The 14,264-nt window shown below is 71.0% G+C and carries 9 protein-coding genes; 8 read left to right on the plus strand and 1 reads right to left on the minus strand.

Annotation, left to right across the window (positions count from 1 at the left end):
- Nucleotides 1-33 precede the first annotated feature (33 nt).
- The 4 genes from OV207_RS30645 (at nucleotide 34) to rsmA (ending at nucleotide 10,695) form a co-directional block, all read left to right on the plus strand.
- Complete coding sequence (locus OV207_RS30645) at nucleotides 34-5,841, plus strand: DnaJ domain-containing protein (protein WP_267558560.1); 5,808 nt, start codon at nucleotides 34-36, stop codon at nucleotides 5,839-5,841.
- Between the two features lie 143 nt (nucleotides 5,842-5,984).
- A complete protein-coding gene (locus OV207_RS30650; protein WP_267558561.1) occupies nucleotides 5,985-8,747 on the plus strand; it encodes a response regulator in 2,763 nt (920 codons plus the stop codon).
- Nucleotides 8,748-8,788: 41 nt separating this feature from the next.
- The gene (tsaD, locus tag OV207_RS30655; RefSeq protein ID WP_193430888.1) at nucleotides 8,789-9,787 is read left to right on the plus strand and encodes a tRNA (adenosine(37)-N6)-threonylcarbamoyltransferase complex transferase subunit TsaD; all 999 of its coding nucleotides are present in this window, start codon (nucleotides 8,789-8,791) and stop codon (nucleotides 9,785-9,787) included.
- A 17-nt stretch (nucleotides 9,788-9,804) separates the two neighbouring features.
- Nucleotides 9,805-10,695, plus strand: a complete 891-nt coding sequence (rsmA, locus tag OV207_RS30660; RefSeq protein ID WP_267558562.1) for a 16S rRNA (adenine(1518)-N(6)/adenine(1519)-N(6))-dimethyltransferase RsmA — start codon at nucleotides 9,805-9,807, stop codon at nucleotides 10,693-10,695.
- Between the two features lie 4 nt (nucleotides 10,696-10,699).
- On the opposite strand, the gene OV207_RS30665 is transcribed toward rsmA, so the two are convergent.
- Nucleotides 10,700-10,990, minus strand: a complete 291-nt coding sequence (locus OV207_RS30665) for a hypothetical protein (RefSeq protein WP_193430886.1) — start codon at nucleotides 10,988-10,990, stop codon at nucleotides 10,700-10,702.
- Nucleotides 10,991-11,171: 181 nt separating this feature from the next.
- Here OV207_RS30665 and OV207_RS30670 point away from each other — a divergent pair, with 181 nt between their 5' ends.
- The 4 genes from OV207_RS30670 (at nucleotide 11,172) to smpB (ending at nucleotide 14,253) form a co-directional block, all read left to right on the plus strand.
- Entirely contained in the window at nucleotides 11,172-11,816 is a 645-nt protein-coding gene (locus OV207_RS30670; protein WP_193430885.1) for a deoxynucleoside kinase, read from the plus strand.
- A 168-nt stretch (nucleotides 11,817-11,984) separates the two neighbouring features.
- The gene (gene panB / locus OV207_RS30675; protein ID WP_193430884.1) at nucleotides 11,985-12,896 is read left to right on the plus strand and encodes a 3-methyl-2-oxobutanoate hydroxymethyltransferase; all 912 of its coding nucleotides are present in this window, start codon (nucleotides 11,985-11,987) and stop codon (nucleotides 12,894-12,896) included.
- Nucleotides 12,897-12,898: 2 nt separating this feature from the next.
- A complete protein-coding gene (gene panC, locus OV207_RS30680) occupies nucleotides 12,899-13,753 on the plus strand; it encodes a pantoate--beta-alanine ligase (RefSeq protein WP_267558563.1) in 855 nt (284 codons plus the stop codon).
- 17 nt (nucleotides 13,754-13,770) lie between these two features.
- Complete coding sequence (gene smpB, locus OV207_RS30685; protein ID WP_120542977.1) at nucleotides 13,771-14,253, plus strand: SsrA-binding protein SmpB; 483 nt, start codon at nucleotides 13,771-13,773, stop codon at nucleotides 14,251-14,253.
- The last annotated feature ends 11 nt before the right edge of the window (nucleotides 14,254-14,264 follow it).

A 14,264-nucleotide genomic window follows, 5' to 3' on the forward strand; every position in this document is an offset into this window, starting at 1 on the left:
GGTCGGGCGGGAAGGGCTACACTCTGGAGCCGAATGTCCGCCTCGCAGGTCGCCGAAGCGCTGTATGCCGCCCACAAGTCCCGAGCCACCGGCCGGCTGACGCTGCACGCCGGAGGGCGTGAGTCCGCGCTGTGGCTGCGCGAAGGCGACCTCGTGGGCGCGAGGCTGGGCTTTGGCTACCAGAGTCCGGCGCAGGCGCTGTTCCAGACGGGCCTGCTGGGCGTGGACGCGCTGGACGCGCTGTGGGCGCGGGGTGGGGCGGGGGCGCCGGACGAGGAGCTGCTGGAGGACAGCGGGCTGAAGCCGGCGGTGGTGCACGAGCAGCAGGTGCTCGCGCAGGTGCGGCGGCTGAGTGCGCTGGCGGAGCGCGCGGACTTCGAGGCGGAGGCGGTGGAAGCGGCGGGAGACTTCGCGCCGATCGCGGGCATGCGGGTGGTGCGCGCGGCGCTGGAGCCGACCCCGCGAGAGGCGGTGCCCGCGAGGGTGTACCGGTGCCCGGAGGTGGCCGCCTGCGAGCCGTGGCTGACGGATGCGTCCGAGCGGCGACTGCTGGAGACGCTGGGAGCGTTCCGGCAGCCGGAGGCGCTGACGGGGGCGCAGCAGGCGCTGCTGCGCGTGCTGGAGCGCGAGGGCCGCATCGAGGCCCTGTCGGTGGAGGACTGGGAGGAGCGCGAGCGGCTGCGGCGCGAGGAGGAGCTGCGCCAGGCCGAGGAGGAGGCCTGGATCATCGAGGAGGCCCGCCGGCGTGAGGAGGCAGCGCGGCTGGCGGAGGAGGCTCGGCTGGCGGAGCTCGCGCGCATCGAGGCGGAGCGGCTGGCGGAGCTCGCGCGCATCGAGGCGGAGCGGCTGGCCGAGGAGGCCCGGCTGGCCGAGGAGGCCCGGCTCGCGGAACTCGCGCGCATCGAGGCGGAGCGGCTGGCGGAGGAGGCTCGGCTTCGGGCGATTGAAGAGGCCCGGCTGGCGGAGGAAGCGCGGCTTCGGGCCATTGAAGAGGCGCGACTGGCGGAGGAGGCCCGGCTCGCGGAGGAAGCACGGCTGGCGGAGGAGGCTCGGCTTCGGGCGATTGAGGAGGCTCGGCTCGCCGAAGAGGCTCGACTCGCGGAAGAGGCCCGGCTGGCTGAAGAGGCTCGGCTGGCGGAAGAGGCTCGCCTCGCTGAAGAGGCCCGGCTGGCGGAAGAGGTTCGACTCGCGGAAGAGGCTCGACTCGCTGAAGAGGCTCGACTCGCTGAAGAGGCTCGGCTGGCGGAAGAGGCTCGACTCGCGGAAGAGGCCCGGCTCGCTGAAGAGGCTCGACTCGCGGAAGAGGCTCGACTGGCGGAAGAGGCCCGACTGGCGGAAGAGGCTCGACTGGCCGAAGAGGCTCGACTGGCGGAAGAGGCCCGGTTGGCCGAAGAGGCTCGGCTCGCGGAAGAGGCTCGACTGGCGGAAGAGGCCCGGCTGGCGGAAGAGGCCCGGCTGGCTGAAGAGGCCCGGCTGGCTGAAGAGGCTCGGCTGGCTGAAGAGGCCCGGCTGGCTGAAGAGGCCCGGCTGGCGGAAGAGGCCCGCCTCGCTGAAGAGGCCCGGCTGGCGGAAGAGGCCCGCCTCGCTGAAGAGGCCCGCCTCGCTGAAGAGGCTCGGCTGGCTGAAGAGGCTCGCCTCGCCGAAGAGGCTCGCCTCGCTGAAGAGGCTCGCCTCGCCGAAGAGGCCCGCCTCGCTGAAGAGGCCCGCCTCGCTGAAGAGGCCCGCCTCGCTGAAGAGGCTCGGCTGGCTGAAGAGGCTCGCCTCGCCGAAGAGGCTCGCCTCGCTGAAGAGGCTCGCCTCGCCGAAGAGGCTCGACTCGCTGAAGAGGTTCGACTCGCTGAAGAGGCCCGGCTGGCTGAAGAGGCTCGACTGGCGGAAGAGGCCCGGCTGGCTGAAGAGGCTCGGCTCGCTGAAGAGGCTCGGCTGGCGGAAGAGGCTCGACTCGCTGAAGAGGCTCGGCTGGCGGAAGAGGCTCGACTCGCGGAAGAGGCCCGGCTCGCTGAAGAGGCTCGACTCGCTGAAGAGGCCCGGCTCGCTGAAGAGGCTCGACTCGCTGAAGAGGCTCGACTCGCTGAAGAAGCCTGGGCGCGGGCGACGGAGGAGGCCCGGCTCGCGGAAGAAGCTCGGCTTCGTGCTGAGAAAGAAGCACGAATCGCGGAGGAGATCCGTCTTGCTGAAGAGGCTCAGCTTCGTGAGGAGGAAGCTCGGCTTGCGGAGGAGGCCCGTCTTGAAGAAGAGGCGCGGCTGCGTGCAGAGGAGGAGGCGCGTCTAACAGAGGCCCGGCGCGCAGAAGAAGCCCGCCTCGCAGAAGAAGCCCGCCTCGCGGAAGAGGCTCGCCTCGCGGAAGAGGCTCGCCTCGCGGAAGAGGCTCGCCTCGCGGAAGAGGCTCGCCTCGCGGAAGAGGCTCGCCTCGCTGAAGAGGCTCGGCTGGCTGAAGAGGCTCGGCTGGCTGAAGAGGCTCGCCTCGCGGAAGAGGCTCGGCTGGCTGAGGAAAGTCGCCTAGCCGAAGAGGCCCGGCTGGCTGAAGAGGCTCGCCTCGCCGAAGAGGCTCGGCTGGCTGAAGAGGCCCGGCTCGCGGAAGAGGCCCGCCTCGCTGAAGAGGCCCGGCTCGCGGAAGAGGCCCGCCTCGCTGAAGAGGCTCGCCTCGCGGAAGAGGCTCGGCTGGCTGAGGAAAGTCGCCTCGCGGAAGAGGCTCGTCTCGCAGAAGAGGCTCGGCTCGCTGAAGAGGCTCGGCTCGCTGAAGAGGCCCGCCTCGCGGAAGAGGCCCGCCTCGCGGAAGAGGCTCGGCGCGCAGAAGAAGCCCGGCTGGCTGAAGAGGCCCGCCTCGCGGAAGAGGCTCGGCGCGCAGAAGAAGCCCGGCTGGCTGAAGAGGCTCGGCTGGCTGAAGAGGCCCGGCTCGCGGAAGAGGCCCGGCTCGCGGAAGAGGCTCGGCGCGCAGAAGAAGCCCGGCTGGCGGAAGAGGCTCGCCTCGCGGAAGAGGCTCGACTGGCGGAAGAGGCTCGACTGGCGGAAGAGGCTCGACTGGCGGAAGAGGCTCGGCTGGCTGAAGAGGCTCGGCTGGCTGAAGAGGCTCGGCTGGCTGAGGAAGTTCGCCTCGCCGAAGAGGCTCGACTCGCTGAAGAGGCTCGGCTGGCTGAGCAAAGTCGCCTCGCGGAAGAGGCTCGGCTGGCTGAAGAGGTTCGCCTCGCTGAAGAGGCCCGACAGGCCGAAGAGGCTCGACTCGCTGAAGAGGCTCGACTCGCTGAAGAGGCTCGACTCGCTGAAGAGGCTCGACTCGCTGAAGAGGCTCGACTCGCTGAGGAAATTCGCCTCGCCGAAGAGGCTCGGCTGGCTGAAGAGGCCCGGCTCGCGGAAGAGGCTCGCCTCGCCGAAGAGGCCCGCCTCGCGGAAGAGGCCCGACTCGCTGAAGAGGCTCGACTCGCTGAAGAGGCCCGGCTGGCTGAAGAGGCTCGCCTCGCCGAAGAGGCTCGGCTGGCTGAAGAGGCCCGGCTGGCCGAAGAGGCTCGACTCGCTGAAGAGGCTCGACTCGCTGAAGAGGCTCGATTCGCTGAAGAGGCCCGACTCGCTGAAGAGGCTCGACTCGCTGAAGAGGCCCGACTCGCTGAAGAGGCCCGCCTAGCCGAAGAGGCCCGGCTTGCCGAAGAGGCTCGACTCGCCGAAGAGGCTCGACTCGCCGAAGAGGCTCGACTCGCCGAAGAGGCTCGACTCGCCGAAGAGGCTCGACTCGCCGAAGAGGCTCGACTCGCCGAAGAGGCTCGACTCGCCGAAGAGGCTCGACTCGCTGAAGAGGCTCGACTGGCCGAAGTGGCCCGCCTCGAAGAAGTGGCCCGTCTTCGCGCGGAGGAACAAGCGCGGATCGCCGAAGAGATCCGTCTCGCGGAGGAAGCCCAGCTTCGTGAGGAAGAGGCCCGCCTCGCGGAGGAGGCCCGCCTCCTCGCCGAAGCCGAGGCCCAGCAGGCGGAAGCCCAGCGTCAGGCTGAACAGGCCCGCCGTGCGCAGCAACCCGCCCAGCCTCCGGCATTGCCGCGGCGGGACCGCCCGACCACTCCTCCCACGCCGCCCCCCGTGCTCGTCCCGGTCGCCGCGGCCGAACCGGAGCTGCTGGCGCTCGAACCCGAGGACATCGTCCTCACCGCGGATCCCGAACCGTCCACGGAATCGAACTCCTGGGCGGACTCCATCCCCGCGTCTCCTCGCGACGCGCTGGAGCTGCCCGCCACCGAGAACACCTCCGCCCTGCGTGACGCCCGCAAGCGCGCCCAGGCGGCCCTGCTCGAGGACATGGCGGAGGCGCTGCGCCGCTCGGCCTCACAGCCCCTGGATCCATGGCTCACCGAGGAGCCCTCGCGCTTCCCCACCGCGCCGCCTCCGGAAGCGGACCTCCCCCTCCTGGAGGTGGAACCGGAGAGCTGGGGCGACGTCGTGCCGGCCGCGGCGCCCCTTCCGGCCCTCGTCGAGTCCGCCCCCGCACCCTCCGTCCTCCCCCCGGAGGCCGCGCCCCAGCCGGACCTCTGGTCCGTCCAGCCCCCGAAGTTCCCCGCCGCCGCCACCCCGCCGCTGCGCCTGGGCCCGGTGCGCGCCAGCGAGGACGACCTGTGGCGCATCGTCTCCTTCGACGAATCCAACGACCCCGCCCAGAACCTCACCGCGTCCTTCGAGGCCGCCCTCCAGCAGGTGGATGCCCACCTGGAAGCGCTCATCCGCTCGGACGTCGGGCCGGCGGCGGGGGAGGCGAACGAATTCCTCGTCGAAGCCATCGTCGAGACGACCTTCGAGCCGGAAGCGAGCTTCGAACCGCTCCCTTCCCCCCGCTTCGCTGCCTTCCCCGGTGACAACGGTGGGGGTTCTGGCCAGACTGATGAATCCGAGCTGTCCGGTGACCTGGACGACTGGGACTTTGACGAGGACGACGTGGCGGCCGAAGACCCCTCCAACCCCGACGAAGCCTCCAAGCTCCGGCGCCAGCGCCTCCTGCGCCGCGCCATGGAGAACATGGGTGCGCTCGGCGGACGCCCGCTCCCGACCCCCGCCGCGCCCACCGCCGTCGAACCCGCCGCCGTCGCCGCGGCGCCCGCCGCGCCGCTGGAGCCCCCCAAGCCCGACGAGGGCCGGCTCGCGCAGCAGATTGAGCAGCGCTACGCGGACATCCAGGCCAAGCGCGACCACTTCCTGGTGCTCGGCGTACCCCAGGACGCCTCCCGCGACACCGTGAAGGCCGCCTTCCTCAGCCTCGCGAAGGTCTTCCACCCGGACCGGCTGCCCCCGTCGCTGCCCCACCTGGCGCAGAAGATCACCTCCGTCTTCGAGTCCATCCGCGAGGCCTACGAAGTCCTGCACGACGACACGCGCCGCAACACGTACCTGCAGTCGCTGCAGGTGGCCCAGGCCGCGCCCAAGCCCGCGCCCCAGGCCGCCCGTCCCGGGGGCGCCGCCGCCCGGGGCAACACGAACGCGGAGGACCTCTTCAAGATGGCGGAGGTCTACTTCCGCAAGCGCGACTTCGTGGCCGCCAACGAGCATTACGAGCGCGCGCACGCCCTGGACCCCAAGCCCCTGTACCTGGCCGCCCGCGCGTGGGCCGTCTACATGGACCCCAGCCGCAAGGCCGACATGGCCCGCGCCAAACAGTGGATGGCGGATGCGGTGCGCATGGACCCGAACTGTGATCGCGCCCACTACCAGCTGGGCGTCATCGCGCGCGTGGAGAACGACATGGACCGCGCCGAACGCCACTTCCGTGAGGCCGTGCGGGCGAACCCCAAGCACCTGGAGGCCAATCAGGAGCTGCGGCTCATCGACATGCGCAAGAAGAACCCTCCCAAGAAGGGCCTCTTCCGCTGACCTGCCTGTCCTCCAGGGAGGGAACCGGACGGTTTTCCGGACAGTCCCGCCCATTGACACACCTGGAAACCGGGCCCGATGCTTGCCCCCACGGGGCGCGTCCGTTGGATCCGCCGCCCCTCCCGTTTTGAAAGGCATGCAACGTGGCCAAGCAGCACCTGCTCCTGGTCGATGGTGACGCGAAGAGCCTGCGCGTGATGGAGGTCAGCCTGAAGAAGGCCGGCTTCTCCGTCACGACGGCGATCCACGGCAAGGATGCGCTGGAGAAGGTCCAGATCAGCCCCCCGGACCTCGTGCTGGCGGACACGAAGATGCCGGAGATGGACGGCTTCGAGCTCTGCAAGACGCTCAAGTCCGACGAGCGCTTCAAGTCCATCCCCTTCGTCTTCCTGACGAACCAGAAGTCGGTCGAGTTCAAGGTGCGCGGCCTTGAGCTCGGCAGCGACGACTACCTGACGAAGCCGATCTACATCAAAGAGATCGTCGCCCGCGTGAAGATGATCCTTCAGAAGGCCGAGAAGGAACGCATCGAGAAGCGCGAGACGACCAAGGGCGGCTTCGCGGGCAGCCTCGCCGACATGGGCGTCGTGGACCTGGTCCAGACCTTCGAAATCGGCCGCAAGACGGGCGTCATCGCCATCCAGGGCGAGCGCACCGGCACCGTCTACTTCAAGGAAGGCCGCGTCGTGGACGCGGAGCTGGGTCGGCTCAAGGGCGAGAACGCCTTCTACCGGCTGCTCAACACGTTCGAAGGTCAGTTCGACGTGCAGTTCACCACGCTGGACAGGCCCGAGCGCATCGAGGTCTCCACGCAGGGCCTGCTCATGGAGGGCATGCGCCGGCTCGACGAGTGGGGCCGGATGCTCGAGCAGCTTCCGCCGCTGGAGACGGTCTTCGAGATCGACTACCACCAGCTGGCGGATCGCCTGTCGGAGATCCCCGATGAAGTGAACGGCCTCCTGCGCCTGTTCGACGGCAAGCGCGCGCTGTCGCGCGTGGTGGAGGACTCGGACTTCGAGGACCTGGCCGCGCTGGGCATCATCAGCAAGCTGTACTTCGAGGGGCTGATCCGCGAGCTGGGCAACGCGCCGCTGGAGCCCGTGCAGAGCAGCAAGCCCGGCATCGAGCAGTGGCTCAACGCCGCCCCGCCCATCCCGGTGGAGGTCGCGCCCGCGCCCGTCGAAGCCGCGCCCGTGGAGGCCACCCCCCCGGAGCCGGAGCCCGCGCCCGTGGCGGAGGCCGCGCCCCTGGAGGACGTGGCGCCCGAACCGGAGCCCGCGCCCGTCGAGGACGTCACGCCCGTCGCGGACGTGGCACCCCCGCAGGCCGGGGTGCAGCCGGCGCAGGTCATCCTCTTCCCGCCGCGCTCCCGTCCCGGCGAAGGCGCTCCTCCGCCCCCCGCGTTCGAGCAGGAGGCGGGAGAGCCCGTCGTCCCGCCGCTGTCGCAGGAAGGGTCCGCCTTCCTCGTGGAGCCGCCCCCGGCGCACCGCGCGGTGGACCACGCGCGGCGCAGCCTGCTGCTCGACTGGGGCCGGGTGGACACGGAGGGCCTGAGCGCCTCCAGCACCTGGGGCCCCGGCTCCATCTGGTCGCCGGCGCCCCGCGCGCCCGTCTCCCCGCAGGGCCCCGCCGTCACGCCCGCGCCGTCCGCCGCGCTCGCGCCCGTCGCCGCGCCGCCGCTCACGCGCGCGCCCATCTTCGGGGGCGCCGCCACCGAGCCCAGCCCGCTGGCCCCCGTGCCGCCGCCGACGCCCGCGCCGCCTTCGTCCGAGGTCACGCTGGTCAGCGGCCACGGCGTCACCCACGAGGAGGCGGCCACCGACCTGGAGCCGATGGACGAGGCCTCGGAAGCGGCCCCGCCCCAGCAGCTCGCGCTGCCCCCGTATCCGGGACACGGCATCGTCCCGCCCCAGGTGGGACCCGCGAGCCTCAACGTCGAGTTCCCCGCGACGACGCCCTTCGAGGCGACCGCGCCCGCCGTCGTCGCGCCGGTGGAGCCCGTGGCGTCGGTGGAGCAGGAGCTGCCGGTGTCGGAGGCGTCCTTCACGGATCCCCCGCCCCCGGAGCCCGTGCCCGCGCCGGTCGCGCCCGCGGTGACGGCCCCGGTCGCGGCCTCCGCGCCGTCGACCCCGAAGAAGCAGGCGCACGACGAGGACGACGCGGCCCTGCACGCCGCGCTGAAGCCCAAGCGCACGGGCCTCTACGTCGCGGGCGGGCTGGTGCTCCTGGCGGCCGTGGCCGCGGTGGTCATCTCCCGGGGCTCGGGCACTGAGACGCCCCCGGTGCTGACTCCGAAGGAGACGCCGGCCCCGAAGCCGGTGGAAGCGCGCAAGCCTCCGGAGACCCCGACGCCTCCGGCGGTCGTCCCGCCCGTGAAGACCGTGGAAGCCCCGGTCGAGGCCCCGGTGGACGCGGGCACCCCGCCTCCCCAGACGGTGGCCGTCGTGGCCGCGCCGGATGCGGGCGCCCCCGTGAAGCCCGTCACGCCGGAGCCCGTCCCGGTCCCCGCTCCGCCCGACGCGGCGCCCAAGGCCACCTACGCGGATCTGATCAAGGAAGGCCGCACGGCCATGGGCAGCAAGCGCTGGAAGTCGGCGGTGGCGGCCTACCGCAAGGCGCTCGTGCTCAACGCGGACTCGACGGAAGCCAAGGCCGGCCTGGGCATCTCGCTCGCCAACAACAGCAACGCGAGCGAGGCGGGCTTCCGGGAGGCGGCCAGGCTGCTCCAGGACGTGGTCCGCGAGGAGCCGAAGAACGCGAAGGCCTGGTTCTGGCTGGGCAGCTCGCTCCAGCTCTCCGGTCAGGAACCCCGAGCGGCCGAGGCCTATAAGAAGTATCTGTACCTGGAACCGACGGGGAGCTCGGCGGAAGAGGTGCGCGTCCTGCTCAAGGGGATGGGCACCTAGGCGACCGTCGTTCCGCCTCTCCCGTCCTTCCTGGAGTCGTCGTGCTCGTCCTCGGACTCGAAACCTCGTGCGATGAAACCGCCGCCGCCGTCGTGGAGGATGGCCGGCGCGTGTTGTCGGACGTCGTCTCCACGCAGGTGGACATCCACCGCCGGTGGGGCGGCGTGGTGCCGGAGCTGGCCAGCCGCAACCACATCGTCCAGGTGATGCCCGTGCTCCACGAGGCCCTCACCCGCGCGGGCAAGACGCTGGACGACATCGACCTGCTGGCCGTCACGTCCGGCCCCGGCCTCATCGGCGCGCTGCTCGTGGGGCTCCAGGTGGCCAAGGGCCTGAGCCTCGCCACCGGCAAGCCCTTCGTCGGCGCCAACCACCTGGAGGGGCACCTGCTCGCCATCCGCCTGCTGGAGGACGCGCCCTCGCCGCCGTTCCTGGGGCTGGTGGTGTCCGGCGGGCACACGAGCCTCTACGAGGTGCGCGACTACGGGAACTACCGCCTCATCGGCCGCACGCGCGACGACGCCGCGGGCGAGGCCTACGACAAGACGGCGCGCATCCTGGGCCTGCCGTACCCCGGCGGGCAGCCCATCGACGAGCTGGCGCAGCAGGGCAACCCGGAGGCCATCCGCTTCCCGCGCGCGCTGCCGGGCGACAACTTCGACGTGTCCTTCTCCGGCCTGAAGACGGCGGTGCTGCACCACGTGCAGAAGCACGGCGTCCCGGAGGGGCAGGCGCTCCACGACCTGTGCGCGTCGTTCCAGGAGGCGGTGGCGGACGTGCTGTCGAAGAAGCTGGTCGCCGCGGCGAAGCGGCTGGGCCACACGCAGCTGGTGCTGTGCGGCGGCGTGGCGGCCAATTCGCGGCTGCGGGCCCTGTGCAAGCAGCGCGCGGAGGAGCGCGGGCTGCGCATGTTCCTGCCCCCGGTGCGGCTGTGCACGGACAATGGCGCGATGATCGCCGTCGCGGGGTATGAAGCGTGGCGCCGCGGTCTGCGCGGTGACTTCCGCCTCGCGGCCGACCCCGCCTGGCGCATGGAGTAGGGAAGGGAATCCCCCAAGTGGAATCGCCGCGCGAAATCCTCAAGCGCCACGGCCTGCGCGCCAAGCACAGCTGGGGCCAGAACTTCCTCGGAGACGCGGACGCGCTCCAGTCCATCGCGGACGCGCTGGAGCTGCGCCCCGGTGAGCCCGTGGTGGAGCTGGGCCCGGGCCTGGGCCACCTCACGCGCTTCCTCGCCGCCACCGGCGCGCAGGTGACGGCCGTGGAGCGCGACCGCGACATGGTGGCCGTGCTGGAGAAGGAGGCCATCCCCGGCGTGCGCGTGGTGTCCGGCAACGCCGCCACGGTGGACTTCGCCCAGGTGTCCGGCGCGCCGGAGGTCGCCCTGGTGGGCAACCTGCCTTATCACCTCACCAGCCCCATCCTCTTCCAGGTGCTCGCGCAGCGCGCCCACCTGTCGCGCGCCGTCTTCACCCTCCAGAAGGAGGTCGTGGTGCGCCTGGCCGCCGAACCCGGCAACCGCGACTACGGCCTGCTCACGGTGCTGCTCGGCCTGCACTTCGACATCGAGCAGGTCCTCACGCTGGAGGCGTGGCGCTTCCATCCGCCCCCGAAGGTGGACTCCGCGGTGCTGCGCCTCACGCGGCTGTCCAAGCCCCGCGCGCCGCTGGTGGACGAGGCCCGCTTCACCCGGCTGGTGAAGGCCGGCTTCGCGCAGCGCCGCAAGACGCTGATCAACTCGCTCAAGTCCGACAAGGGGCTCGCGACGCCGGAGGCGATGCTCGCCGCGCTCCAGACGGCGGGCATCGACCCGGGCCGCCGCGCGGAGACGCTGTCGCCCGCGGAGTTCGCCGCCATCGAGCGCGCATTGGGCCCCGTCACCGCGATGGCGCCTCCGCCTCCGGACGCGCCCGAGGCCGACACGGACTCCGGAGCGGACGCGGACTAGCGGTTCAGTGCTTCTGGCCCAGCGCGGCCAGGAGCCCACCCTGCTGGGCGAGGAAGGCGCGGAACTCGCCCTCGTCGATGCGCAGGCGCGCGAGCACCGCGCTGAGCACCTCGTCCACGGAGCCGTCCGGGCGGCGCTTCAATTCGAAGGCCGTCTTGAGCAGGGCCACGCCATAGAGTGGATCCACGTCCACCGGAGGTGCGGGCGGGGCCGTGGCCGGACGCTGTGCGGGCGCGGCTTCCTCGTGCGCCTCCAGTTCCACCACCGCCGTCTTCACCCGCTGCCTGCCGCGCATCTGGCCGACCACTCCCGTTGTCCGTGCCTGTTGGCGGGCACCGTAGGGGATGGCCCGGGGGCAGTGCAAGGCCGGGATGGGCCGGCGAAAATTGCCGGATGCGCGAGGGCATGGTTGTGTTATCCGCCCCCCGCGCGCATGCGCCGCATGCGTTGTCACCGGGGGCGGAGGCCTCGGGCCGATGGACCACCGCTACATCGTCGTCGAAGGGCCCATCGGCGTGGGCAAGACGAGCCTCGCCAACCTCCTCACGGAGCGCCTGGGCAGCCGCCGCATCCTCGAAGTGGTGGAGGAGAATCCCTTCCTCTCCAGCTTCTACGCGGACCGGCAGAAGTTCGCGTTCCAGACGCAGGTGTTCTTCCTGCTGTCGCGCTTCCGCCAGCAGCAGGAGCTGTTCCAGCAGGACCTGTTCCGCTCCGTCACGGTCAGCGACTACCTGTTCGCCAAGGACCGCATCTTCGCCAACCTCACGCTGGCGTCGGACGAGCTGGCCCTCTACGACCGCGTCTTCGAGGCGCTGGGGCCCCGCGTCACCCGGCCCGACCTGGTCATCTACCTCCAGGCGCAGCTGGACGTGCTCCTGCACCGCATCAGGAAGCGCGGCCGTGAGTTCGAGCGCAAGTTCGACGCGGGCTACCTGGAGTCGCTCACGCACGCCTACAACGACTTCTTCTCCCACTACACGGACACGCCGCTGCTCATCGTGAACACCTCGGAGATCGACTTCGTGCACAACGAAGGCGACCGCGAGGAGCTGATGCACGCCATCCAGACGGCGAAGCCCGGCGTTCAGCACTACGTGCCCAAGGCGTCCCGGCGGCCCTGACGCCGCCCGCCTGCCCGGGCGGTTCATCGTGCGGTGATCCCCCACGGAGGCCCGGGGGGCGTTAGAGTGCACCTTCGTGGAACCCTGGCCTCCGGCGATCCCCCTGGGGACGGCGAGGGGCCTGACGCTCCACGAGGCTGTCCCACCCGTCTCCACAGGAGGTGAACCGTGAAGGACAAGGTCACCATCCACACGCTGAAGCGCCTGAAGCAGTCCGGTCAGAAGATCTGCATGGTCACCGCCTACGACGCGACGTTCGCGCGCATCCTCGACGAGGGTGGGGCGGACGTCCTCCTGGTCGGTGACTCGCTGGGCATGGTCATCCAGGGGCAGGACTCCACGCTCCCGGTGACGATGGACCAGATGGTCTACCACTCGGCCGCGGTGAGCCGGGGCGCGAAGCGGGCGCACGTCGTGGGCGACCTGCCCTTCATGAGCTACCAGGTGTCGCCGCAGGAGGCGGTGCGCAACGCCGGCAGGCTCGTGGCCGAAGGCAACGTGGGCAGCGTGAAGCTGGAGGGTGGCGCGGAGTTCGCCGACACCGTGCGCGCCATCGTGCGCGCCAGCATCCCCGTCATGGGCCACCTGGGGCTGACGCCGCAGTCCGTGCACAAGATGGGCGGCTACGTGGTGCAGGGCCGCGACGAGGACGCCGCGCGCCGCATGCTGGATGACGCGCTGGCGCTGGAGGAGGCCGGGGCGTACGCGCTGGTGCTGGAGGGCGTGCCGCTGGAGCTGGCGCGCACCATCACCCAGAGCCTGAAGATTCCAACCATCGGCATTGGCGCGGGCAAGCACTGTGATGGCCAGGTGCTGGTCTGCTACGACCTGCTGGGCATGAACCCGGACTTCAAGCCGAAGTTCGTCAAGCGCTTCGCCAACCTGCACGGCAACATCACGGAAGCGGCGAACACGTACTTCGCGGAGGTCCGCGCGGGCACGTTCCCCGACGAGGACCACAGCTTCAAGGCGAACAAGAACGTCCGCCTCGTGGCCGCGACGCCCGTGGGCCCCGGAGTGGTGGATGCGCCCGCCGAGGGCGTGGAGAAGGTCGGCGCCATCTACGGGGCCCCGGTCTAGCCATGGCCCCTCGCGTCCTGCGCACCGTGCCGGAGGTGAAGGCCTGGGTGGAGACCCTCCAGCAGGAGGGCCGCCGCCTGGCGCTCGTGCCCACCATGGGCTTCCTCCATGAGGGCCACGTCTCGCTCATGAGGGAGGGCGGCCGGCGCGCGGACGTGGTGGCTGCCTCCATCTTCGTGAACCCCACGCAGTTCGGTCCCCGCGAGGACCTGGCGCGCTACCCGCGCGACTTCGAGGGGGACCTGGGCCGGTGCGCGAGCGCGGGCGTGGAGGCCGTGTTCGCGCCCGAGCCGAGCGGGATGTACCCGCCCGGCTACCAGACCTACGTGGACGTCACCGACGTCAGCCAGGGGCTGTGCGGCGAGCGGCGTCCCGGACACTTCCGGGGCGTCGCCACCATCGTCACGCAGCTGCTGGCGCTGTTCCGGCCGAAGGTGGCGCTGTTCGGGGAGAAGGACTACCAGCAGCTCCAGGTCATCCGGGCGCTCAACCGCGACCTGCACCTGGGGGCGGACATCGTGGGCATGCCCACGGTGCGTGAAGCGGACGGGCTGGCGATGAGCAGCCGCAATGCCTACCTGTCCGCCGACGAGCGCCAGCGGGCGCTCGCCCTGTCGAAGGGCCTGCGAGCGGCCCAGGCCCTGCTGTCCTCCGGCACGCGGGACACGGGCGTGCTGGTGGACGCCGTCCGGCGCGAGCTGAAGGCGGCGGACCTGCGCGAGGACTATGTGGAGGTGCGGGACGCGGAGACGCTCTCGCCCCTCGGGACAGTGGCGCCGGGCCAGACGGCGCGCGTGCTGGTGGCGGCCTTCTGTGGCGCCACACGGCTCATCGACAACATGCCCCTGGACGGTTAGGAGACTCGGGACACGTTATGGCCGGAAAGTCGAAGGGTGTGGGTGCGGAGCCGGGGGTGAAGGTCATTGCCGAGAACCGGCGTGCGCGCTTCGACTACACGGTGGACGACACGATCGAAGCGGGGCTGTCGCTCACCGGGAGCGAGGTGAAGTCTTTGCGGGATGGAATCGCCAACCTGTCGGACGCCTATGCGCTGCAGAAGGGCACGGAGCTGTTCCTGCTCAATGCGCACATCGGCTCCTACAAGGCGGCGAGCGTGTTCGACCACCTCCCCACCCGGGGCCGGAAGCTGCTGATGCACCGGACGGAAATCGACCGCTGGACGGCGAAGGTCCGCGAGCGCGGTTACTCCATCATCCCGCTCGTGCTGTACTTCAGGAAGGGACGGGCCAAGGTGGAACTGGCCCTGTGCCGCGGCAAGACGCACGAAGATCGCCGTCACGACATCAAGGAACGGGAGACGAAGCGGGAGATGGACCGGGAAGTGCGCCGTCGTTGAGGGGCGCGCCC

This window comes from Corallococcus sp. BB11-1 (genome assembly GCF_026626625.1).
Taxonomy (GTDB): Bacteria; Myxococcota; Myxococcia; order Myxococcales; family Myxococcaceae; genus Corallococcus; species Corallococcus soli.

Excerpts from the sequence above, each read along its gene's own strand:
- OV207_RS30645 (WP_267558560.1), top strand. The coding sequence starts at position 34 with ATGTCCGCCTCGCAGGTCGCCGAAGCGCTGTATGCCGCCCACAAGTCC.
- OV207_RS30665 (WP_193430886.1), bottom strand. The coding sequence starts at position 10,990 with ATGCGCGGCAGGCAGCGGGTGAAGACGGCGGTGGTGGAACTGGAGGCG.
- OV207_RS30670 (WP_193430885.1), top strand. The coding sequence starts at position 11,172 with ATGGACCACCGCTACATCGTCGTCGAAGGGCCCATCGGCGTGGGCAAG.
- panC (WP_267558563.1), top strand. The coding sequence starts at position 12,899 with ATGGCCCCTCGCGTCCTGCGCACCGTGCCGGAGGTGAAGGCCTGGGTG.
- smpB (WP_120542977.1), top strand. The coding sequence starts at position 13,771 with ATGGCCGGAAAGTCGAAGGGTGTGGGTGCGGAGCCGGGGGTGAAGGTC.